This is a genomic window from Arthrobacter sp. TMT4-20 (assembly GCF_054510775.1).
The window spans coordinates 139,707-161,409 of the sequence record NZ_JBTNDW010000008.1 but is presented as its reverse complement, the minus strand read 5'-3'; the positions used below and the strand labels follow the sequence as shown (position 1 = coordinate 161,409).

The 21,703-nt window shown below is 63.4% G+C and carries 22 protein-coding genes; 7 read left to right on the top strand and 15 right to left on the bottom strand.

Going from position 1 to position 21,703, the window contains the following annotated elements:
- Positions 1-126 precede the first annotated feature (126 nt).
- Positions 127-1,620, top strand: a complete 1,494-nt coding sequence (locus tag ACX80Z_RS09860; protein WP_459315742.1) for a C40 family peptidase — start codon at positions 127-129, stop codon at positions 1,618-1,620.
- Positions 1,621-1,671: 51 nt separating this feature from the next.
- Here ACX80Z_RS09860 and ACX80Z_RS09855 read toward each other — a convergent pair whose 3' ends face one another.
- Positions 1,672-2,694 (bottom strand): universal stress protein, encoded by a 1,023-nt coding sequence (locus ACX80Z_RS09855; protein WP_019483918.1) that lies wholly within the window; start codon positions 2,692-2,694, stop codon positions 1,672-1,674.
- Positions 2,695-2,964: 270 nt separating this feature from the next.
- Here ACX80Z_RS09855 and ACX80Z_RS09850 point away from each other — a divergent pair, with 270 nt between their 5' ends.
- Positions 2,965-3,603, top strand: a complete 639-nt coding sequence (locus tag ACX80Z_RS09850; protein ID WP_459315740.1) for an FAD-dependent monooxygenase — start codon at positions 2,965-2,967, stop codon at positions 3,601-3,603.
- A 106-nt stretch (positions 3,604-3,709) separates the two neighbouring features.
- Here ACX80Z_RS09850 and ACX80Z_RS09845 read toward each other — a convergent pair whose 3' ends face one another.
- From ACX80Z_RS09845 to ACX80Z_RS09830, 4 genes are all read right to left on the bottom strand, one after another.
- Positions 3,710-4,621, bottom strand: a complete 912-nt coding sequence (locus ACX80Z_RS09845; RefSeq protein ID WP_019483920.1) for a glycine betaine ABC transporter substrate-binding protein — start codon at positions 4,619-4,621, stop codon at positions 3,710-3,712.
- Positions 4,622-4,686: 65 nt separating this feature from the next.
- Positions 4,687-5,622: an ABC transporter permease gene (locus ACX80Z_RS09840; RefSeq protein ID WP_459315770.1), complete on the bottom strand. Its 936-nt coding sequence runs from the start codon at positions 5,620-5,622 to the stop codon at positions 4,687-4,689.
- Between the two features lie 5 nt (positions 5,623-5,627).
- Complete coding sequence (locus ACX80Z_RS09835; RefSeq protein WP_459315738.1) at positions 5,628-6,845, bottom strand: quaternary amine ABC transporter ATP-binding protein; 1,218 nt, start codon at positions 6,843-6,845, stop codon at positions 5,628-5,630.
- Between the two features lie 545 nt (positions 6,846-7,390).
- Positions 7,391-7,996, bottom strand: a complete 606-nt coding sequence (locus tag ACX80Z_RS09830; RefSeq protein WP_459315736.1) for a copper resistance CopC family protein — start codon at positions 7,994-7,996, stop codon at positions 7,391-7,393.
- A gap of 112 nt (positions 7,997-8,108) precedes the next feature.
- On the opposite strand from ACX80Z_RS09830, the gene ACX80Z_RS09825 reads away from it, so the two are divergent.
- Complete coding sequence (locus ACX80Z_RS09825; protein ID WP_019483924.1) at positions 8,109-9,560, top strand: NCS2 family permease; 1,452 nt, start codon at positions 8,109-8,111, stop codon at positions 9,558-9,560.
- Between the two features lie 42 nt (positions 9,561-9,602).
- Here the strand turns inward: ACX80Z_RS09825 and ACX80Z_RS09820 are convergent, their stop codons facing one another.
- Both ACX80Z_RS09820 and ACX80Z_RS09815 read right to left on the bottom strand, forming a co-directional pair.
- The gene (locus ACX80Z_RS09820) at positions 9,603-10,433 is read right to left on the bottom strand and encodes a 3-hydroxybutyrate dehydrogenase (protein WP_459315735.1); all 831 of its coding nucleotides are present in this window, start codon (positions 10,431-10,433) and stop codon (positions 9,603-9,605) included.
- Entirely contained in the window at positions 10,433-11,833 is a 1,401-nt protein-coding gene (locus ACX80Z_RS09815; RefSeq protein WP_459315733.1) for an MFS transporter, read from the bottom strand. The genes ACX80Z_RS09820 and ACX80Z_RS09815 overlap by 1 nt, the downstream gene beginning before the upstream one ends.
- A 147-nt stretch (positions 11,834-11,980) precedes the next feature.
- Here ACX80Z_RS09815 and ACX80Z_RS09810 point away from each other — a divergent pair, with 147 nt between their 5' ends.
- Positions 11,981-12,889: a LysR family transcriptional regulator gene (locus tag ACX80Z_RS09810; protein ID WP_459315732.1), complete on the top strand. Its 909-nt coding sequence runs from the start codon at positions 11,981-11,983 to the stop codon at positions 12,887-12,889.
- A 22-nt stretch (positions 12,890-12,911) separates the two neighbouring features.
- On the opposite strand, the gene ACX80Z_RS09805 is transcribed toward ACX80Z_RS09810, so the two are convergent.
- Genes ACX80Z_RS09805 through ACX80Z_RS09785 form a run of 5 tightly spaced genes read right to left on the bottom strand, consistent with a single transcriptional unit; the run spans position 12,912 to position 15,425 of the window.
- On the bottom strand, positions 12,912-13,769 hold the full coding sequence (locus tag ACX80Z_RS09805) for a spermidine synthase (RefSeq protein ID WP_459315731.1): 858 nt from the start codon (positions 13,767-13,769) through the stop codon (positions 12,912-12,914).
- The gene (locus tag ACX80Z_RS09800) at positions 13,769-13,900 is read right to left on the bottom strand and encodes a hypothetical protein (protein WP_459315729.1); all 132 of its coding nucleotides are present in this window, start codon (positions 13,898-13,900) and stop codon (positions 13,769-13,771) included. Before ACX80Z_RS09800 ends, ACX80Z_RS09805 begins: the two co-directional genes overlap by 1 nt.
- 32 nt (positions 13,901-13,932) lie before the next feature.
- The gene (locus tag ACX80Z_RS09795) at positions 13,933-14,421 is read right to left on the bottom strand and encodes a GNAT family N-acetyltransferase (protein ID WP_459315728.1); all 489 of its coding nucleotides are present in this window, start codon (positions 14,419-14,421) and stop codon (positions 13,933-13,935) included.
- A 9-nt stretch (positions 14,422-14,430) separates the two neighbouring features.
- Complete coding sequence (locus ACX80Z_RS09790; RefSeq protein WP_459315726.1) at positions 14,431-15,087, bottom strand: O-methyltransferase; 657 nt, start codon at positions 15,085-15,087, stop codon at positions 14,431-14,433.
- The gene (locus ACX80Z_RS09785; protein ID WP_459315724.1) at positions 15,084-15,425 is read right to left on the bottom strand and encodes a thiamine-binding protein; all 342 of its coding nucleotides are present in this window, start codon (positions 15,423-15,425) and stop codon (positions 15,084-15,086) included. The genes ACX80Z_RS09790 and ACX80Z_RS09785 overlap by 4 nt, the downstream gene beginning before the upstream one ends.
- 131 nt (positions 15,426-15,556) lie before the next feature.
- On the opposite strand from ACX80Z_RS09785, the gene pta reads away from it, so the two are divergent.
- Entirely contained in the window at positions 15,557-17,635 is a 2,079-nt protein-coding gene (pta, locus tag ACX80Z_RS09780) for a phosphate acetyltransferase (RefSeq protein ID WP_459315722.1), read from the top strand.
- Between the two features lie 43 nt (positions 17,636-17,678).
- Here pta and ACX80Z_RS09775 read toward each other — a convergent pair whose 3' ends face one another.
- Entirely contained in the window at positions 17,679-18,068 is a 390-nt protein-coding gene (locus tag ACX80Z_RS09775) for a nuclear transport factor 2 family protein (protein ID WP_459315720.1), read from the bottom strand.
- Between the two features lie 130 nt (positions 18,069-18,198).
- Here ACX80Z_RS09775 and ACX80Z_RS09770 point away from each other — a divergent pair, with 130 nt between their 5' ends.
- The gene (locus ACX80Z_RS09770) at positions 18,199-19,335 is read left to right on the top strand and encodes an acetate/propionate family kinase (protein WP_459315718.1); all 1,137 of its coding nucleotides are present in this window, start codon (positions 18,199-18,201) and stop codon (positions 19,333-19,335) included.
- A 13-nt stretch (positions 19,336-19,348) separates the two neighbouring features.
- Here ACX80Z_RS09770 and ACX80Z_RS09765 read toward each other — a convergent pair whose 3' ends face one another.
- Together ACX80Z_RS09765 and ACX80Z_RS09760 are read right to left on the bottom strand one after the other, a co-directional pair.
- Positions 19,349-19,660 carry an AzlD domain-containing protein gene (locus ACX80Z_RS09765; RefSeq protein WP_019483936.1) on the bottom strand — a complete coding sequence of 104 codons (312 nt, stop codon included), beginning with the start codon at positions 19,658-19,660 and terminating at the stop codon, positions 19,349-19,351.
- Positions 19,657-20,379, bottom strand: a complete 723-nt coding sequence (locus tag ACX80Z_RS09760; RefSeq protein WP_459315717.1) for an AzlC family ABC transporter permease — start codon at positions 20,377-20,379, stop codon at positions 19,657-19,659. The genes ACX80Z_RS09765 and ACX80Z_RS09760 overlap by 4 nt, the downstream gene beginning before the upstream one ends.
- 111 nt (positions 20,380-20,490) lie before the next feature.
- On the opposite strand from ACX80Z_RS09760, the gene ACX80Z_RS09755 reads away from it, so the two are divergent.
- Positions 20,491-21,666 (top strand): zinc-dependent alcohol dehydrogenase, encoded by a 1,176-nt coding sequence (locus tag ACX80Z_RS09755; RefSeq protein ID WP_459315716.1) that lies wholly within the window; start codon positions 20,491-20,493, stop codon positions 21,664-21,666.
- The last annotated feature ends 37 nt before the right edge of the window (positions 21,667-21,703 follow it).

Genomic DNA, 21,703 nt, shown 5'->3' with positions numbered 1-21,703 from the left:
CTGTTGTTTAGGGTACCTGTGTGGCTAATGTTGCTAAAGTGACATGCATCCCATTACTGTCGTGACTGTTGTGTAATACGCCGCGCGAAGATTTGGGGAATAGTGCAGTCATCAGGAAAGCGGCGCATGCGCTCCTTTAGAGCAGTCGGTGTCCTCGCCACGACAGTCCTACTCAGTGGTGTTGGCTTGGCTCCGGGAGTGGCCGCCCCCGAGACGAACGCAATTCCCACGGAAGCCGAGATCGCCGACGCGCTGGACAGCACGACGGCGAAAGCCGCATTGGTGGGCGAGATCGAAGGAATCCTCGCCGAAGCCACGGCAAACCTTCAGGATGCACAGACAACGGCGATGCAGTCTCAGGGTGCCTACGTTGATGCACTCGCTGCCCTGGACGAGCGACGCGCCACCGCTGTTGCAACCACTGCCCTTGCCGAAGAGGCAGCGCTGACCCACGACGCCGCAGCAGTTGAGGTGGGGCAGTTGGCTGGCGACCTGTATCGGTCGGGCGGCGTTACCCCCGGGATGACGATGCTGCTCAGTGGAGAGAACCCCGACGAGATTATGTCCCGGGCCTCCACCATGTACGGCTTGTCAGCCAACCGGGCCACAACCTTCACAAACGCACAGACCGCTGCCAAGACGTGGGAGGCACTCCGTCTGGACGCTGCCGCTGCCCGACAGTCGGCAGCAGACGCGGCCGAGACTGCCCAACTAGCCGGGGAAGACAACCAGCGGGCCACAGACGCCGCAGCCCAACTGGTCGAGTCGCGGCAGGCGGAGCGCACCGTTCTGGTTGACCAGCTGGCCTCGCTGCGCAACACCACAGCAGCACTCGAAGAGCAGCGCATTTCAGGGATTGAGGAGCAACAGCGCGAGGAAGAGCTTGCTCGCATCATCGCTGAGTCCGGGCGTGCCGCAGCCGCCGCGGAGACGCAGCGGTCCGAGGGATCGCCATTGGCCGTCCAGCAGGCCGCACCCGCCGCAATTCGCCCACCGGCACCCGCCTCCGAGGCGCCGGCACCTAATCCCACTACGCCAGCGGTAAATCGGCCGAGTCCCTCAGCCCCGGCGCCGTCAACACCGGCACCGTTGACACCCGCGCCAACAACACCCGCGCCCGCCCCAGCGCCACCGGCCACTCCGTCACCCCGCCCGCCCGCGCCCGCACCCGCGCCCGCACCGGCACCCGCACCTGCGCCCGTTCCCGCGCCGGCACCCGCACCTGCCCCACCACCCTCAAACGGCGGATCGGTGTCGGCCGCGATCAGCTACGCCATGTCCAAGACTGGTTCCCCACACTTCTACCAGTGGGGCGGTGCAGGACCGCGGGGATTCGATTGCTCGGGACTCGTGCAGCAGGCATTCGCCTCTGCCGGTATCTCCCTGCCACGGGTAGCCACCGCACAATATGCAGCCAGCTCCAACCATGTCCCGCTGGCACAGGCTCAGGCGGGTGACCTGGTGTTCTGGGGATCGCCAGGGAATTTTTACCATGTTGGCATCTACATCGGGAACAACAGGGTAGTGAACGCGCTCAACGAATCGCAGGGAATTCTCGTGACCGATCTGGCGCACATGGGCGGCATGCCGAACCTGTACCCGCTGGTCGCAAGGTTCTAGTTCTTTGTGCCGAGCCTCACCGCCCGGCACAGAGAACTGACGGTATTTGAACTAGCTGGTTGGGGCCACCATCGGCCCGAAGTTCTCCCGGTCAAGCAACCGTGGATCATTGCCATCCGGGACAACCAGCACTGGGCCCTTCGCGTGATGGAGAACACCCTGGCTGGTGGAGCCGAGCAGCATTCCGGCAAACCCGCCACGTCCCCGGGTGCCGACTACCAGCAGCTCGGACGTCCGTGAACTCTCGATCAGCACCTCAACCGGTGGACCGTCGAGCAACTCCACCGAGATATCGAGGCTCGGAAAGTGGCTCTGCAGCCACTCCCTTCCTGCGTTCAGCGAGATGCGGATGTCCGCGTGGAGGGCTTCACGGTCCAACGGTGCGGGAACCCAGGCAAGGGATCCGGTGAAGGGCGGCAACGAGCAGACCACCCGCAGTGGCATCCCTCTGGATACGGCCTGCTCCGCGGCAGCAAGCGACGCCATCCGCGCCTGCTCCGAGCCGTCCACTCCCACCACCACAACCTGCTCCACCTGGTCTGCCGTGGGTCCCGGCTCCCCCTTCCCCTTCGGCGGCTCGACTCCCGCTTCAGTGAGCCGACGTGCGGCGCAGAGGGGGATAACGACCGTCGGGCATTTTGCGTGGGCCGGGACCGCGCTGCTGACCGAGCCCAGGAGGCGCCCGACGAAACCTCCTCTGCCACGGGACCCAACGACGATCAGTTCGGCTTCCTCGGACAGCTCCAGGAGGACGCCCGCAGCGTCTCCGGCCTCCACCCGTGGATCAATATCCACGGGGAGTCCCTGGAGACGTTCGACTGCCTGTTTGAGCACCGCCTCCGCACCCTCACGGATGACGGCGTCGTCAATTGTGGCGTACCCGGCATCCATGCTTGAGGCCGCGAACACCGGCACCGTGTAGGCAGTGACGACGCTGAGGCGGGTACCTCGACGCGCCGCCTCATGGGCCGCCCAGACCAGGGCGCACTGGCTCTGATCAGAGCCGTCCACCCCCACCACAATGCCGCTGCCGTAGAGACTGTTCACACCATTTTCAGACTGTGCCTTTTCCATGGCCCTGCCTCCCTGCGGTCACAACTACCGGCGCCGGATCAGCGATCCTCGATCGCCGCCAAACTATTTCAAACCTTACTCTTCCGCATAGGACTATTCACCGTGGTCAAAGTTATATAGGCTTCGAGAAATCGTTACTTGAATGAGCCACATTTTGCTCAGGTGTAACGAAATGCGCTTGGTTGACCCGTTCGCAGCCAAGTGTCCGCACAGCCCGGAAGAGGCGCCGGGCTGTGCGGAACTAACCCTTCCCTTTCGGAGGTCTACCCTGTGAGTTCACCGTCGCCCGGAACCGGTGCCTCGCGCTCAGACGTGCACGGCGGTGCGGAGCTCACCACCACGGTTGTCATTGGATCGGGTCTTTCGGGATTGGCTGTGGCCAGCGAACTCAGTCGTCGGGGGATCGAGTCAATCGTTGTGGAATGCATGGACCCGCTCGATACCGGGCAGCTGTCCCGTACGGTGATGACCGATTCGGTGTCCCTCTCGGAACGAACAGAGCTGCTTCGGCTGCTGCGCGGTTATGCGAGCAGCCATTCATTGGACATCCGGCACAGCACCATCGCCGAGAATCTGTGCGTGGTGGGCCATTCGAAGTTGTTGCCCGCCCCTGTGCTCGGCGCCAAGAAATGGGCGGTGCAAACCGGAAGCGGCGTGCTACTGGCCGACCATGTGGTGCTAACCAAGTACCCGCAGAACCAGTTGCGGCGGTTCCTGCTGTCGCTTGGTCTGGCGGTTGGCAACGACCTCAAGGCTGCAGCGCGGGCGATTGGCCTGCATCTGGTGGGAGTCGGCGAGCTGCTCAGCCCCAGCACCCGAGAAATTGTCAGGCAAGCGAAACTGGTCAGTGCTGCGATTGTTCAGCACCCTCCGCTACGGCTGTCGCCGACCCGGGCACTCGGCACCTAGGCTCTCCCCTGGCCACGCGCTCATCTGGCCACCGACGACGACGGGAGGACCGGAAGTATCCGGTCCTCCCGTCAACAGGCGGTAGCCCTTGGGGATATCGAGAGGGTTAGCCCTTGAGCCCATCAATGAAGTCAGGGTTTTCCTCGAGCCACTGCTCGACGGCTTCAGCCTCTTGGCCCGACCCAAACTCGTTGACAACGAGGTTCTCAAGCTGACCGTACTGGTCGTCGTCCAGCTTGAAGTTGGTCATCATTTCGGCGATCTCGGGGAAGTCCTCGGTGAATCCGGTCCGCGCCAACGTGTGCAGTCCTTCTACCGGGCCAAGCGCTGCCTCAGGGTCTTCGAGGTCCTTCAGCGGGAAGGAACTGTTGGCCCAGAACGGCTTCCACAGGGTCACCACGATGTCCTCCTCGGCATCGACGGCGCTCTGCAGCTCCGTCAGCATCGCCGTCGTGGATGACTCAACCAGCTCGTAGTCCTCCTCAAGGCCATACGTTGGCATAACGCTGTCCTTGGTCACCGCCGTCAGGCCGGCTCCTGGTTCGATACCCACGATCCGTCCGTCGAACATGTCGGCGTTCCCGGTCAGATCCGCGATCGAATCGATATCGGTGTATTCCGGCACGGCGAAAGTCAGTTTGGCGTTGTCGTAGTAGGCGCCAAGATCCTCAATGTCGTCGCCATACTCTTCCATGTACTCGGCGTGCGTCGCTTCGGACCAGCCCGAGGGGTAAACGTCGACATCTCCGTTGGAGAGGCCCGTGTAGAGCGGCGCGGCCTCGCTCAATTCCTGAATCTCGACGTCGATGCCTTCGGCTTCAAGGATGTTCTCCCAGAGGTAGGCGGTGCTCAGCCCGTCGGTCCAGGAGGGGATGATACCCAGCGTGATGGATTGGGCCGCGGCTTCGGATCCCTCGTCGCTTGGGGCATCCGATCCACCGCATGCTGTTGCGCCGAGCGCAACAGTCATCAGTGCAGCAAGTACTCCGACCCGGCGGGTACGTAATTTGTTAGTCATTGATCTTCTTTCCTTATTCATCGGAGGGCGCCTTCTAAACCGGCGCCCGAGGATTGGTTGGAGGGTCAAGATTTTGTGGCGAGCGGAACTGGCTTGTTTTCGGGACGACCGAACAACCGACCCAAGGCGCCGAGAACGCGGCGGTCACGGTCGGATCTACCATCTCCGACGGCAGCAGTGACCCGGTCGAGGAAGATCGCGAGGACCACCACCGACAATCCGGCTTCGAAGCCCAGACCGATATCGAGTTGCGCGATCGAGGAGGTGACGGCACCGCCGAGGCCGCCGGCGCCCACGAGCCCGGCGATGACCGCCATCGAGAGTGCAAGCATGATTACCTGGTTGACGCCGGCCATGATCGTCGGTAGCGCCAAGGGGATCTGGATGCCGCGCAGGATGTGTCCTGGTGTGCTGCCGAACGCATGTCCGGCCTCGACCACCTCGGAATCGACCTGACGGATACCTAGTTCGGTCAGGCGCACTCCCGGCGGCAGGGCGAAGATGACTGTCGCAACCACACCACCGGCGGGACCGATGCTGAACAGCGTCACCACGGGCACCAGCCAGACGAAGGCTGGCATGGTTTGCATCAGGTCCATTACCGGGCGGATCGCGTTACTCACCGCAGCGGATTTCGCTGCCGCGATGCCGAGTGGAATAGCGATCACGAGCGCGATGAAGGTGGCGATGAGGACCAAAGCCAACGTTGTCATCGCGTTTTCCCACTGATCAACGCTGATGATGAAGGCCAAACCCACGAATGACACGACGGCGAACTTCCAGTCCTTCACCAACCAGGCCAGTAGTGATAACAAGGCCACAAGCACGAGGGGCGCCGGGGAGTTCAGTAGGTCAGCCAGTCCGTCGGTGGCACCGAGAACGACGTCACGTACTGCCTGGAAGAACCCGCCGAGATTGTCGTCGACCCAGTCGAAGACGGTCTCGATCCCTTCGCCGACAGGAATGCGGGGCACAATTTCACCGTCGGTGCGGCTGGTCATCAGGCTCACGCCATTACCTCCTGATCGGGTCCAACATGCTCAACTGTCGCGTTGGGGTCGCCCAGGGCATTGAGGAGCGTAACCCGCGGAATCACACCGCTTAGCCGCCCCCGGTCATCGACGACTGCGAGTGCCACGACACTTTCAGCAGCGGCTGTCATTAGGTCGGCGAGTGGGGTGTCAAGGCGGACCGTCGCCGCGGAGCGAAGCAGTCCGTCAAGATTGTCTGTGCCCTTTGCGACGGCGGCGGCAACGTCGTGCTCATGCACGATCCCGTGCAGGGTCTTGTCCCGGCCGACAACCATCAGGCTGGACAGCTGGTGCTCGCGTAGAAGCTTGTGTGCGGCGCGTGGGCCCTGTTCGCTGCCGAGCAGTGCGACGGGCTGCTCCATCACGGCCGATGCGGTGAGCACCCGAGTGCGATCCACGTCCTGTACGAACTTCGCAACGTAGTCGTTGGCAGGGTCGTTGAGGATTTGTTCAGTGGTGCCGATCTGCACAATCCGCCCGTCGCGCATCATCGCTATCCTGTCGCCCAGGCGCATCGCCTCGTTGAGGTCGTGGGTGATGAACAGGATGGTTTTGCCAAGCTGGTGCTGCAGGTCAACCAACTGGTCCTGCATTTCGCGTCGAATGAGCGGATCGAGTGCGCTGAACGCCTCATCCATCAGCATGACGTCGGTCCCGGCTGCAAGAGCCCGTGCCAGACCCACTCTCTGCCGCATCCCGCCGGAGAGTTCTCCCGGAAGTGACCCGCCCCAGCCCTCAAGGCCGACCATCTGCAAGGCCACCTCAGCCTTTTTCTCACGTTCAGACCGGTTCAGCCCCTGCACCTTCAGCCCGTAGGCGGCGTTCTCACCAACTGTGCGGTGGGGAAGGAGCGCGAAATGCTGGAAAACCATGCTGACCTTCTCCCTCCGCACACGCCGGAGGTCCTTGCCCTTCAACCGGGTGATGTCCTCACCGGCGACCTTCATCGTGCCTGCCGTCGGCATCAGGAGGCCGTTCACCATTCTGATCAGCGTCGACTTTCCGGACCCGGACAAGCCCATTACAACGAAGATTTCGCCCTCGGCGACGTCAAAGCTGGCGTCGATAACGGCCGGGGTCAGGTTGTCCTTGCGGAGGTCCTCGCGGCTAGCGCCAGCCCGCATCCGATCGACGGCACGTTCGGGCCTGTGTCCGAAGACCTTATAGACCTCGCGGGCCTCAATGACTGGCACAGTTATCTTGCTCCTCGCTCTACGTTGCTTTTGATTTGCGCAGCCTGCGGCAGCTCAATTTACACTTGCTACGGAACGCTGAATGGCACCACAAGGTGCGCTGGCTCAAAGAGGCTAAGGCAAAAAGATTGCTACCCCTCTGCACCGCTACAAAATCGGAAAATGGTCTGCACATTTGCAGACAACGGACGGGCAACAATTGCCCTAATCCAAATTCGGCGATCACTATCGGCGGTATTGAGTAACCCAATATACCGGTGACAGCTCGTCCCGGACGCGGAAAAACCCCGGGTGGCACCTCAAGACCGACTTCCAGGCACGCTGCTTCAGGGCCGACCCGAACCGTCGGAGGGCGTCCGATCCCGATGAACTCAGGGATTTTTGAAGAAGAAGTAGCCGGCTGATTCATGCCAGCGAATCGATGTTCTTTCGTTATATACGAGGGCGCCCGTTTGCCGACAGCAATGCAAATAGCGACCTAATAAGCTCCGGTAAGAATGATGGCTTTTGCGAATGAATTTTGGCCCTACAACTTCACAGCAGAGCTAAGCGTCGGCGCCTTGACGTAGCTTCTTCCGGGCGGTTACGGCCAGGACCACGGCCAGCGCGATCAGGACCACGACCATCACCACGATGCTCCACGGGAAATCACCCTGTGCAGCCTGCTCTGACTCCTCGATTTCAATTGGCCCCTGGGTGTTGGCAGCGGCGACCGAGGGCTGCGCGGCCCCGCCCGCCGTCGCGGTGAACGCGAAGGTGCCTTCAATGGGATGGGAATCCGAGGAGACTACCCGCCAGTTCACTGTGTATTCACCCGCTGGCGCATCAGCGCGGAGCGGCTGGCTGGCCACCCGGTCAATGATTGCCACGTCACCTTCGGCCCAATTCTCGCCGTTTGCGTCGAGGACCTCGACCTCCGACCCAATCCCCGACGGCACATTGGAGAAGGTCAACTCCACCACCTCGGGAAGCATCTCGACGCTCGCCCCTGGCTCAGGGGTGCTGCCGGTCATCTCGTCATGGGCATTGGCTGCCGGGGCGGACCCGAGGACAGCCATCAAGGCCACCAGCAACATCGCGGCCAGTAGGGCGGCGATCCTCAGGAACGAATGATCGACGACGGAGCGTGCAGCGGGGTAGGTAGTACTCATGTGTCAACTCTACGTGGCGGGCCTGTCAGCACGCTGGGAGAAGCGGTGCACCCGGCGTCGAGCGGATAGACTCGATCCGCAGACCACACCCCCCACCGTTCGAGGAATGACCATGCTCAAAAAGGGTTCCGTACTGGACCGCTATTTCGAAGTAACCCACCGCGGTAGCACTATGTCCCGGGAGATCCGCGGCGGAGTGGCAACTTTCTTCGCCATGAGCTACATCGTTGTCCTCAACCCGCTGATCCTTGCCGGGGCCGATTCATCGGGCGCCGAGCTGGGCTTCGAACGGGTCGCAGCCGTGACGGCATTGGTCGCAGGAATCCTGACCATCGTGATGGGCGCCTGGGCCAAGTACCCGTTTGCCCTCGCGACCGGCCTCGGCGTCAACGCCTTCGTGGCCATCACCGTCGCCACCAACCCTGAACTCACCTGGCCGCAGGTCATGGGTCTAGTGATGCTGGCTGGCCTCACCATGCTCATCCTGGTTCTCACCGGATTCCGGACCGCAGTATTCAACGCAGTCCCTGAAAGCCTCAAAACCGCAATTGTGGTCGGTATCGGCCTCTTCATCGCGCTCATCGGACTCGTCAATGCTGGATTCGTCAGGCGGGTGCCGGATGTCGCTCAAACCACAGTGCCAGTGGGTCTCGGTTTCGAAGGGGCACTGCTGGGCTGGCCCACCCTGGTGTTTGTCTTCGGTCTGATTCTGACCATCGCGTTGGTGGTCCGCAAGGTGCGAGGCGGGATCCTGATCGGTGTCATTGCGTCAACCATTCTCGCCGTCAGCATTGAAGCAGTGGCCGACGTCGGGCCAAGCGTTGGCCCGGACGGAACCAACGCTCAGGGCTGGTCCCTGGTGGTCCCCGAACTTCCGACCGGGGCCTGGGTGGGAGTTCCTGATCTGTCACTGATCGGCAACGTGAGCCTGTTCGGCGCCTTCAGCACCATCGGGGCGACCGCGGCCCTGCTGCTCACGTTCACCATCCTGTTGAGCATCTTCTTCGACGCCATGGGCACCATGGTGGGCCTCGCCAACGAGGCAAAGCTCGTGGACAAGAAGGGCAACATTCCCGGCGTCAACCGGGTCCTGGTGGTCGATGCCCTCGGCGCCGTCGCCGGCGGTGCCGGGTCGGTGTCCTCAAACCAGATCTACGTCGAATCGGGAGCTGGTATCGGTGAAGGCGCCCGCACCGGTATCGCCAACATCGTCACCGGCGTGCTGTTCCTGCTGGCGATGTTCTTCACCCCCCTGATCTCCCTGGTGCCGTTCGAAGCCGTGGCGCCGGCGCTCGTCGTCGTCGGGTTCATGATGGTGGCACAGGTAGGCCGCATCGACTGGCAGGACTGGGGGGTTGCGATCCCCGCGTTCCTGACCTTCATCCTGATGCCGTTCACATACTCGATTGCCAACGGCCTGGGCGCCGGGTTCATTGCCTATGTGCTGGTCCGCACTTTCCAGGGTCGAGCCCGGGAAATTCACCCCCTGATGTGGGTTGTGGCGGGCGCATTTGTGGTGTTTTTCGGTATTGGACCGATCGAACTGGCGCTGGGTCTGCGATAGTACTGGGCTGGTCCCGCGGTAGAGGCCAGCCCAGGCTGACCGTCAGCGCGCGGACCAGCCCCCGTCCATCACATACGACGAACCAGTCACCATGCCTGCCACGTCGGACGCCAGCCAGCACACCAGAGCTGCCACTTCTTCCGGTTCGACCATCCGTTTGATGGCACTTTCCGTGAGCATGATGGTGGACAGCACGTCTTCCTCGGAGATCCCGTGCAGACGCGCCTGGTCAGTGATCTGGTTTTCGACCAGCGGGGTGCGGACATATCCGGGGTTCACGCAGTTACTGGTGACGCCGTACTCGCCACCCTCCAGCGCCGTCACCTTGGACAAGCCCTCCAACCCGTGCTTCGCCGACACGTAGGCCGCCTTGAACGGCGACGCCCGCAGCCCGTGGATTGAGGACAGGTTAATGATCCGGCCGAAGCCTCTGTCGTACATCGCGGGCAGCGCGGCTCGGATCAGCAGGAAGGGTGCCTCCAACATCAGCGTGTGGATCCGTCGGAAGTCGGCTGGGTCAAACTTGTGGATTGGCTGTACCGCCTGGATACCGGCGTTGTTGACGAGGATGTCGACGTCGAGGCTGAGGTCCTCAAGCTCCCCGGTACTCAGCAGGTCCACGGTCCACGATTCGCCATTCACTTCCTCGGCCAGCGCGGCGGCGCCGTCACCATCGCGGTCCGCGACGGTCACGTGCGCACCCTGAGCGGCAAACGCCCGGACGGTAGCCGCTCCGATCCCGCTGGCACCGCCGGTCACGAGCGCCCGGCGCCCGGCGAGCGGCTGCTCGCCGGTAGTTCTGCCCGGACGCGCCGCCTCAACCGTCCGCTGGGTCGGTGGCTGGGCCGGCACCTTCACCTGTGTGGATGCCATCAGGCAGTACCGTTCGGAACCGGGATGCCGTGGCGCTCCGCGTCCGCGGCGTCGACGTCGCGCAGTGAGATTCCTTTGGTTTCCTTTAGGGTGACGACGGCGATGCCGGTCACCACACACGCACCCAGGACGTAGAGCGCAACCCCCACCCAGGAACCGGTCTCCTGAAGGATGGTCGTCGCGATGATCGGCGCCATCGACCCGGCAATAATCGATGTCACCTGGTAGCCGAGGGAAACCCCCGAATACCGCATGCGGGTGGGGAACATTTCAGCCATGATGGCTGGCTGTCCCGCGTACATCAGTGCGTGGAAGCACAGGCCGATGGTGACGGCCAGGATGATGATCACTGGGTTCTGGGTGTCAAACATCGGGAAGGCGAAGAATGCCCAGGTGGCGCCGAGAATCGCCCCGGCAAGGTAGACAGGTTTGCGGCCGAAACGATCAGACAGCCGGCCCACCTGGGGAATCACCAGGAAGTGGACCACGTGGGCGATCAGCAGCGCGAGGAGGAGCTGGCTGGTGTCGTATTCATGGACGGTCTTCAGGTAGACGATCGAGAAGCTGACGATGATGTAGTAAAGAATATTCTCGGCAAAGCGCAAGCCCATGGCGCCCAGGATTCCCCTGGGGTATTTCTTAACTACCTCGAGGACCCCGTAGTTGATCGACTTCTCGCGCTCAACCTGTTCACGTGCCTCAAGGAAGATCGGCGCTTCACTGACGTGCGTCCGGATGTAGTAACCAATGACCACGATGACCGCTGATAGCCAGAACGCTACCCGCCAGCCCCAGGCCAGAAATTCGTCTTCGGGAAGGATGAACGACATGGTCAGCAGAACCACGGTTGCCAGGAGGTTGCCGACGGGAACAGCCGCCTGCGGCCAACTGGCCCAGAACCCGCGGGACTTGTTGGGGCTGTGCTCGGCAACCAGCAGAACGGCGCCACCCCATTCACCGCCGACGGCGAAGCCCTGCACGAAGCGCAGGACTACCAGCAGGGCCGGAGCCCAGTACCCGATCGTGTTGTAGCCCGGAAGGCAGCCCATCAGGAAGGTCGCTACACCGACCAGGATGATGGTCACCTGGAGGGTGTGCTTGCGGCCGAGCTTGTCTCCAATCTGGCCGAAGAAGATCCCGCCGAGCGGACGGGCGATGAAGCCGACGGCGTAGGTCAGGAACGCTGCGATGATCCCATCGAGCGGGGTCGCCGCGTTGGGGAAGAACACCACCGCGAAGACCAGGGTGGCGGCGGTGGCGTAGAGGAAAAACTCGTACCATTCGACAACTGTCCCGACCATCGAGGCTGCGACAACTTTTTTCAGACCTGACTCGTCGGTACGGTCGCGCCCCGGGGTTCCCTGCGGGCCGGACTGGGTGGAGCGTTGATTGACGCTCATGGCTTTCTCCTTCTGTGTCGACGGTGACACTATGCCTACTGGGTACTGTGACAGGCGTCACCCCAGGAACAACCTCATTGAGTATTGCTGCAGATGTTGACCGCTTCAATGACCAACTCCGCACCTCGATACTGCGAAAATGCAGATATGAGCTTTCCCAACCCCAGCGACCTGTTGATTCTGTTGACCGTCTCCCGCAGCGGCCGGTTCACTACTGCCGCCGAGGCGCTGGAGCTGAACCACACGACTGTGTCCCGGCGGATCGCTGCCCTGGAGAAAAGCCTCGGCGGTCATGTCCTGGTTCGGGCCAGCGGTGGGTGGGAGCTCACCGAGTTGGGTTTTCGAGCGGTCGCCGCAGCTGAGCGGGTCGCATCAGCGGTGAATGGGTTGGCCGACGGCGACGACGACGCCCCGGTAGCCGGCGTCGTCCGGATGAGCGCCACCGACGGATTCAGCGCCTACATCGCCGCGCCAGCGTTCGCCAGGCTGCGGCGGGAGCATCCCCGACTGTCCGTCGAGATAGTCGCCGCCACTCGCCGCGCCTCGCAGACCCGCAGCGGACTCGATCTTGAGGTGGTGGTCGGTGAACCTCAGGTGCATCGCGCTGAGGCGTTCCGGTTGGGTGAATACATGCTGGGCCTCTACGCCTCCCGGGAGTACCTGTCCGAATGGGGCACCCCGCGCAGTGTCGTCGAGGCAGCTGAGCACCAGTTGGTCTACTTCATTGATTCGATGCTGCAGGTGGACAGTCTCGACACCCCTCGGCGGTTACTGCCGACCATGAAGGATTCGCTCAGTTCCACCAATGTCTTTGTCCATGTGGAGGCTACCCGGGCTGGCGCCGGGATTGGGCTCCTGCCCTGTTTCATGGCAGACCGGCATGATGATCTGGTCCGTCTTCTTCCTGCCGAGATCGCCGAGCGGCTCGGCTACTGGCTGGTCGCCAGACCGGATTCACTGCGGCAGCCAGCCGTAGCTGTGGTTGTTGCGGCCCTCCGCGATGCTACTGCAGCCTACGAAGATCACCTGCTGGGCAGATCCGCGATCCGGTTCTGACTACCTTCGCCCGGCTGCAGGGTCACTGATCGTGGAGGACCTGCGCGCCGTTGCTGAACTTCCGCACCCGGGCGTCGTCCCACACCTGAGCTGGTACTCCCCCGCCCAGCAACACGCGAGCCAGCCCCGGATCCTGATCCAGTGGTGTCTCGCTGCCGGCGATGATGACGTTGCCATACCGTCGTCCCTTCAGCATGGCTGGGTCAGCGATCACTGCAGTGTAAGAAAATGCCTCACCGATGGTGGCCGCCTCCCGGCGGGCGCCGGCGAGGTCCGGTGAGTCACCGCAGTTGACCAGATAGAGGCCGTTTTCACTGAGCACCCTCTTGGCGTGCTGGGTGAACTCAAGGGTGGTCAACGGCCGTGGGGTTTTGCTGCCCGCAAAAACATCGCGGATGATCAGATCGCGGCTTCCGGCGGTGAGGGATTCCGTTACCTCGCGGGCTTCGCCCACCCTGATGCGCACCAGCGGGGCACGCGGGAGGTCAAACCAGTCCCGCACCAACCCGGCAAGTCTGCCATCGAGTTCCACCACCACCTGACGAGCCTCCGGCACCGATGCGGCGAAGTACCGCGCCAGCGAACAGGCTCCGCCGCCGAGGTGGAGCGCCCGCAGGGGCCCGCCGTCGCGTCGCTGGGATTCGACCAGTGCCGCGATCCACCTCATGTATTCGAAGTCCAGGCGCAACGGGTCGCTGAGATCGATGTGCGAACTGGGTACTCCGTTGACCTTGAGGATCCAGCCGTTGGGGTTGAACGGGTCGGGTTCCACTTCGCAGGTGCCGGTGTCAATGTCGTAGGTTCCGGCAACCGGTCCTGAGTCGGCCTGATCGGGCTGGGCCTTCGGGTCGCCGGGCCGGGCCGGTCTCTGCCGTCCCATTACTGCCGCCCCACCTTAGAAGTGGTCAGCCAGTCGGCGATCATGCCGGCATCCCGGGTTGAGCGGGCGAGCGCCACTCCGAGGAGTTCGTCGTCGTCGGGAAGGGCGCGCCGAACCAGGAATATGGGCATAGGTGCCATGCTAGCCGCCCGGACGGCCACCATTACTGGCGGTGCATCCGGAACATCGGCCGGTGGTGCCAGGTGGGCCCGCAGAGAGTGTCCGTGCCGTCCGGCTCGAAGCCGTTCCGCCGATAGAAGCGTTCGGCCCGCGGGTTCCCGTTGAGAATCCACAGGTAGGCGGCCCGGTTTTCGATGGCGGTATCCAAAAGCCGCTGGCCCAACCCGGTGCCGTGGGACGCGGCGAGGGTGTAAATGTGGTGCAACTCGAAGTCGGGACGATCCTCATCCCGGCCCGGCCCCGACGTTGCGATGCCCACGGCCGTCCCAGCCTCGTCGAACGCCACCCAGCTGGAGGCACCGGCCTCGAGCGCAGCCCGCCGCTTGGCGATCAGGGCAGGCAGTTCGGCGTCGTAGTGCGCGTGAAACTGGGGTGGCATGATCCGCGCATAGGTCTCGTGCAGGCCCTGCAGGTGGGTGCGGGAGTAGGTTTCTGCGTCGTCGGGCGACGCCCGGCGGATGGAAAAAATCACCCGCCCAGTTTATGCCGCGGCGGCAACGACCACGGCCACCGCAAACCCGTCCCAGTCCTTGGACCCGACGGTCTGGATAGCGGTTGCCTCCAGTTGGGGGTGGCTGCCCAGCAGTTCCAGCGCTTCCCGGGTGCCCCGCACCGCGTCATCACCGTTCGTTTCAAGGATGGTTCCGCCGCGCACCACGTTGTCGAGGACGATCACGCTGCCTGGCCGGGACAACCTGATCGCCCAGTCCAGGTAACGCGGGTTGTTCGCTTTGTCGGCATCAATGAAGAACAGGTCGTAGGGTCCGGTCAGAGTGGGAAGGGTGTCGAGCGCTGCACCCACGTGGATGGTGACCTTATGGCCCTCACCGGCCTGATCCAGGTTCTGGCGGGCCACCTCGGCGTGGGCCTGCTCGTACTCGCAGGTATCGATTAGACCGTCGTCGGGCACGCCCCGGGCCAGCCAGATGGTGCTGAATCCGCCGAGGGTGCCAATTTCGAGGATTCGCCGTGCGCCCTGAATCCGTGCCAGCAGCATCAGGAATTTCCCCTGCGTGGGGGTGACTTCGATGGCGGGCATCCCCGCAGCGGCCGTCGCGTCAACTGCCCCGGTCAGCGCCTCATCCGGGTGGACCACCGTGTCCACCAGATAACGTTCGACGGCGGCCCACCCAGTCATGAATGGCCCTGGTACTCGTCCATCTCGTCAATGGCCTGCTCGAGGCGTTCCACTTTTCCGGTCAGCTCACCCGAATAGCCTGGGCGGATGTCCGCCTTCAATACCAGTGAGACGCGGCTGCCGTACTTGCCGACTGCTGCGGTGGCCCGCTTGATCACGTCCATCACCTCATCCCACTCACCCTCGATCGTGGTGAACATGGAATCCGTCTGGTTGGGCAGGCCCGAGTCGCGGACAATCCTGACGGCTTCGGCCACTGCGTCGTGGACCGAACCATCCGCGTTCTCCGCCGTGGTGGCACCGGTTCCGGCTGGGGCAACTGAGAAGGCTACAAGCATGGTCCAAGTCTGGCATATCGGCACCCCAGCGGAAGGGGTTGCAGCAAGATTGGTGCTGAGCCAGCGAGATAAAATCTCCGGATGTGCCCGCCGTCATGGCTAGGTCGTCCACCGTTTGGCAGGATGGGGCAATGACTCGCGGAATATATGTCAGTGCCATGACTGAAGGCTCAGGTAAGTCCCTCATCTCTCTGGGGTTGGCGGACATGCTCCACCGGCATTCGGACCGGGTCGGGTTCTTCAGGCCCATCGTTGAAGGCGATGACGTGGAAGCGGACCCGATGGTCAACCTGATGCAGCGCTCATTCGATCTTCCGCCGGCACGCGCCCGCGGCGGTCTCACCCGCACCGAGGCGCGGGCCCTCCTGGTCAAAGGCCAGCGGGAAGAAATCGACACCCGGTGCGTCGCTATTTACAGCGAGATCGCGCGGGACTGCGACGTCATCATCGTCGAAGGCACCGACCTCAGCGGGCACGACGCCCCGCTCGAGTTCGACCTGAACGCTCGGCTCGCCAACAATCTCGGCGCCATGGTGCTGGCGGTTGTGAACGCCAAGGAGATGTCCGTGTCCGAAGCGGCCGACGCCGTCGACGTCGCCCGCCGCGAACTGGACGCCGCGCAGGTTTCGCTGCTGGCGATGATGGTCAACCGGGCGGCGGACGACGCCGTCGCTGAGATCAGCTCGCAGGTCCGCCCCGGGCGGTCCGGGCGTCCCGTGTATGTCATTCCGGAACTTGCGGAGATTTCCCGGCCCACCGTCGGCGAGGTGGCCCGCGCGCTCGGGGCCCGGCAGATTGCGGGTAGCCCCACCCTTGAACGGGACGTCGCGTCGATTAAGGTCGCCGCTATGAACGTCGGAAACTTTCTTCATAAGCTCACCGACGGGGCCCTGGTGATCGTCCCCGGAGATCGGGCCGACGTCATGGTGGCAACCCTTGCGTCCTCCTTCTCACCGGAATTCCCCGTGCCCTCCGGTCTGATCCTCACCGGTGGTCTCGCCCCTGATTCCACGATCCTTTCCCTGCTGGCGCAAGCGCCCTTCCCCGTTTTTGCACTCGACGATGACACGTACACCGCAGCACGGCGGGTCAGTGAGGTGCGCGGGGAAATTGCGACCGGGTTGAAGCGCAAGGCGGCGGCGGCCCTCGGCGCCTGGGCCCGCCAGGTCGATGAGAAGGAGCTTCTTGAGCGGCTTGAACTCCCCCGGGCGCTCACCATGACGCCGCTGCGGTTCCTACACGACCTGATCGAGCGGGCACGGTCCCAGCGTCGCCACATCGTTCTCCCCGAGGGGGAGGACCTGAGGATCCTTCGGGCCGCCGAGATCCTTCACCGCCGGGACGTCTGCGATCTGACCATTCTCGGGCCAGAGACGAAGATCCGCGAGCTCGCAGCGGGGCAGGGCATCGACCTGTCCGGGCTCACCCTCGTTGATCCGGCGACGTCCGATTTGCGCGAAGAGTTCGCCGCCGAGTACGTGCGGCTGCGGTCCCACAAGGGCGTGTCAATCGAGAATGCCCGGGAACGTATGCTCGAAGGCGCATACTTCGGAACCATGATGGTGCAGCTCGGGAAAGTGGATGGCATGGTCTCTGGGGCGGCGCACACCACCGCCAACACCATTCGGCCGGCGCTGGAGTTCGTGAAGACCAAGGAGGGTGTAAAGATCGTGTCCTCGGTCTTCTTGATGCTGCTGAGCGACCGCGTACTGGTCTACGGCGACTGCGCCGTCAACCCCAATCCCAACGACGAGCAGCTCGCCGATATTGCGGTGGCCTCGGCGGAGACCGCTGAGCAGTTCGGCGTGGATCCACGGGTGGCCATGCTTTCCTACTCGACCGGCGAATCAGGTTCAGGCGGCGCAGTGGACGAAGTACGCCGAGCCACTGAGCTGGTGCGGGAATTGCGGCCAGAGCTTCCAGTGGAGGGCCCGATCCAGTACGACGCCGCCGTCGACGCCTCGGTCGCGAAGTCGAAGCTTCCCGGATCATCGGTCGCCGGTCAGGCTACCGTCTTCATCTTCCCCGACCTCAACACGGGCAACAACACGTACAAGGCAGTCCAGCAGTCGGCGGGCGCCGTGGCTGTGGGGCCGGTGCTGCAGGGCCTCCGGAAGCCGGTCAATGACCTTTCCCGCGGCTGCACCGTTGAAGATATCGTCAACACTGTGGCAATCACCGCCGTCCAGGCGCAGGACACCGGAGAGTGATTGGCAAAGGCGATCGACTGGTTCGGCTTACCGGACGCTGATCTCAGGAGGGAATGTCGCCAACGGTGCTGTATTTGCGCCGCCAGTCGCGGCCTTCCTCCCCGCCGTAGAGGGTCCAGTATTCGCGGCCTGAAATGATAACGCCGTCGGCGACGGTCCAAATTGAGACAACACGGAAGATGCCAACGTCCTCCTGAGGCACCTGTACCTCGGACACGACGACGTCGCCAGCGTCGTAAACATTTAACACGTCAATGCTCCAGCCGTTCGGATGCTCTGAATTCACCGCAACTAGGTTGTCCTTGCCACGGATGATTTCGCGCGTGACGGGCCAGAAGACCTCCACGTTGTCGGCAAGTGTTCGTCCAACAGCGTTCCAGTCCCGGCTCCACACCGCCGACCAATACCGCCGGACCACCTCGGTAGCTTCCATACGCCGATGCTACTCGACTTGCCATCCACCTACATCGGAAATGGGTGTTTGCTGGTGCACCAGTCGCCTGCTGAAGGACGCCACCGCACGACGTCAGCAGCCTCCAGTAGAGTTTCAGGCAGGAGGCACCATGATCATTCTTGTCATCAACTCGGGCTCATCATCGCTGAAGTATCAGGTACGCGACACCGGATCCAGCGAACGGTTAGCCGAAGGCACCGTGGAGCGGATCGGCGATCCCACCCACGGCGGTCCAGCCGACCACCAGGAGGCACTTGACCGGGTGACGGCCGATGTTGAAGTAGCGCTGCAGGGACAGGGCATTGACGCCGTCGGCCACCGGGTGGTGCACGGCGGCGAACGGTTCAGCGAACCGGTCCTGGTGGACAACGAGATCACGAGATCCATTGAACGCCTCAGCCCCTTGGCGCCCCTCCACAATCCGGCAAACGTTCAGGGCATCCGGGCGATAACCGCCAAATGGCCCAACATGCCGCAGGTCGCGGTCTTTGATACGGCCTTCCACCGCACCCTGCCCGAACCAGCCTGGCGGTATGCAGTCCCCGACGAGCTGTACACCAGGTTCGGGATCCGCCGCTATGGTTTCCACGGCACCTCAATTGGCTATGTCGCCCACCACGCAGCCGCCCTGCTGGGGTTGGCGCCCTCCGAGTTCACCGGAATCATTGCCCACCTGGGCAATGGTGCTTCCATCACCGCAGTCAGGTCGGGAGCCAGCATCGACACCTCCATGGGGTTCACACCGTTGGAGGGCCTGGTGATGGGGACCCGCTCCGGCGACATCGACCCATCGATCCTGCTGTTCCTGAGCAGGGAAGGCTACTCGGCCGATGATCTCGACCAGCTCCTCAACCGCGAATCCGGCCTGAAAGGGTTGACCGGGCAGAACGACATGCGTTCAGTCGTGGAGTCAGCGGCTGCCGGGGATGTCAGGGCCGAGCTAGCCCTTGACCTCGCGTCTTACCGCCTCGCCAAGTACATCGGCGGATATCACGTGGCCGTCGGCGGCGCCCAGGCGCTGGTGTTCACCGCCGGCATCGGCGAGAACTCCTGGCAGTTCCGCGAGCGCGTGGTCAACAGATTGGGCGCGCTCAACGTCCACCTCGACGACGCCGAGAACCGTAAGAAGAGCTCGGCCCCCCGCCAGATCAGCACGGAGGAGTCTGCGTTCCCCGTGCTCGTTGTGCCCACCGACGAAGAGGCAGCAATCGCGGAGGCGACCGCCGCCGTCGTCGTCGGACGCTGACCTTGTCGCCGGTTCAGGGCATCCCAGCAAGCCGCGCCAACGCCGCCGCCACTGCACCGGCAACAACAACCACGAGGAATGGCGCGCGCAGCAGCAGCGCAACCGCGGCAGCGGCCAAGGCCACAATCCTGGCGTCGAGGGCCAGTTGCTGCCCCGAGGCGAACGTGTTGACGGCCGTGAGCGATGCGAGGAGCCCAATGGTCAGGGTGCCGGCAACCCGGGACATCCGCGGGTTATCCATCCACCGGGCCGGAACCAGATAGCCAGCGAGTTTGGTGAGAAATGCAAGCGCGCAGGCCAGCAGTATCCAGAACCACAGGTTCATCGGTGCTCTCTCTCCTCCGCGTAGGGGTCAATGTCGGGTTCCATACCTTCATCCGGGGGTCCATGTCCAAACCAGCCGATTGCGCCGGCCACCGCGGCGGCAATCAGGATGGGCAGCCCGGGGGCAACCACGGGGACGACCGCTACCGTGACCAGCGCGCAGACCACAGCGATGGCGGCCGGCTCCCTGGTTCGGAGCCGCGGCCAGAGCAGGCCCAGGAATGCGGCGACTGCTGCACCATCGAGGCCCCAGCGCGCCGGGTCGCCCAGCGCGCCGCCGAGCAGCGCACCGGCGACGGTGAACATGTTCCACAACACGAACACACCGATTCCCGCGCTCCAGAACCCCCGTCGTCGTTCGTCCGGATCGGTCTGCCCGCTCGCGGTAGCTGCCGACTCGTCGACGGTGACCTGCGCGGCCACGAACCGTCGCCAGCCGGTGGGCCGCACCAGCGCGTTCATTTGCATGCCATACACCGCATTACGGATTCCCAGCAGCGAGGCGGCAGTCATCGCCGCGGCCCCGGTGCCGCCGCCTCCCACCACCCCGATGAAGGCAAATTGCGAGCCGCCACTGAACAGCAGCAGGCTCAAGGCCATGGTCTGCCAGATGTCGAAGCCCGAGGTGACTGACAGCGCACCGAAAGAAAGCCCGTACAGCCCCGTGGCGACCGAGATTGAGAGACCAACCCGAACGGCGGGCGACTGCAGATATTTCACCAAGTCAGCGTAGGGCCCCGGCGGGCAATCGGCCACTTGGCTTTCAATCCGGGTCAATCAGAGCAATACTAAAGATAGTCAGCTTACTTACTACTAACTGGAGTGTGCATCATGAAGGCAGTGACATGGCAAGGCCGTCGCACCGTCAGCGTTGAACAAGTCCCGGATCCCGTCATCCAGGAACCCACCGACGCGATCGTCCGCATCACCTCCTCGGCAATCTGCGGGTCCGACCTGCACTTGTACGAAGTGTTGACCCCCTACATGCACAAGAACGATGTGTTGGGTCACGAGCCAATGGGGATAGTCCAGGAGGTTGGTAGCGCCGTTACCAACCTGCGCCCCGGAGACCGCGTCGTGATCCCGTTCAACATTTCCTGTGGTCACTGCTGGATGTGTGTCCGCGGGCTGCAGTCGCAGTGTGAAACCACTCAGGTCCGCGAACAGGGTTCCGGGGCCAGCCTGCTCGGCTTCTCCGAACTCTACGGTTCGGTGCCCGGTGGCCAGGCGGAATTCCTGCGCGTCCCCCACGCCGACTACGGGCCGGTCAAGGTCGGCCACGAACTACCTGACGAGCGGTACCTGTACCTCTCTGACATCCTCCCCACTGCATGGCAGGGCGTGAAGTACGCGGACGTGCCAGACGGCGGCACCCTCGCCGTCTTCGGTCTCGGGCCGGTGGGGCAGTTCGCCGCACGGATCGGACGCCATTTCGGACAGCGGGTCATCGCCGTCGAGCCTGTCGCGGAACGACGTGCCATGGCTGAACGCCACGGCATTGAGACCCTCGACTTCACGAAAGATATCGGCGACGAGCTGCGGGAAATGACCGACGGGCGCGGCCCGGACGCGGTAGTGGACGCCGTCGGCATGGAATCCCACGACTCCCCACTGGGCGCCTTTGCCCAGAACGCGGTCAACATGCTCCCAGAAGCCCTCGCCAAGAAGGCAATGGAAACCGCCGGGGTCGACCGTCTCACGGTCCTGCACGCTGCGATTGACTCGGTACGCCGCGGCGGAACCATCTCCCTCAGCGGCGTCTACGGCGGAACAGCAAGCCCCATGCCACTGCTGAACATGTTCGACAAGCAGATCCAGACCCGCATGGGGCAATGCAACGTGCGCAACTGGACCGACGAACTGCTGCCCATCGTCGAGGACCCCTCCGATCCGCTGGGTGTGATGGATCTGATGACCCACACCATCGGCATCGACGAGGCGCCAGCCGCCTACGAGAAGTTCCAGAAGAAGCAGGACGGCTGCATCAAGGTGATCATCCGCCCCTAGTTAAAGGCCGTCTGGAGCAGAAAAGTGCCGGCCCCGC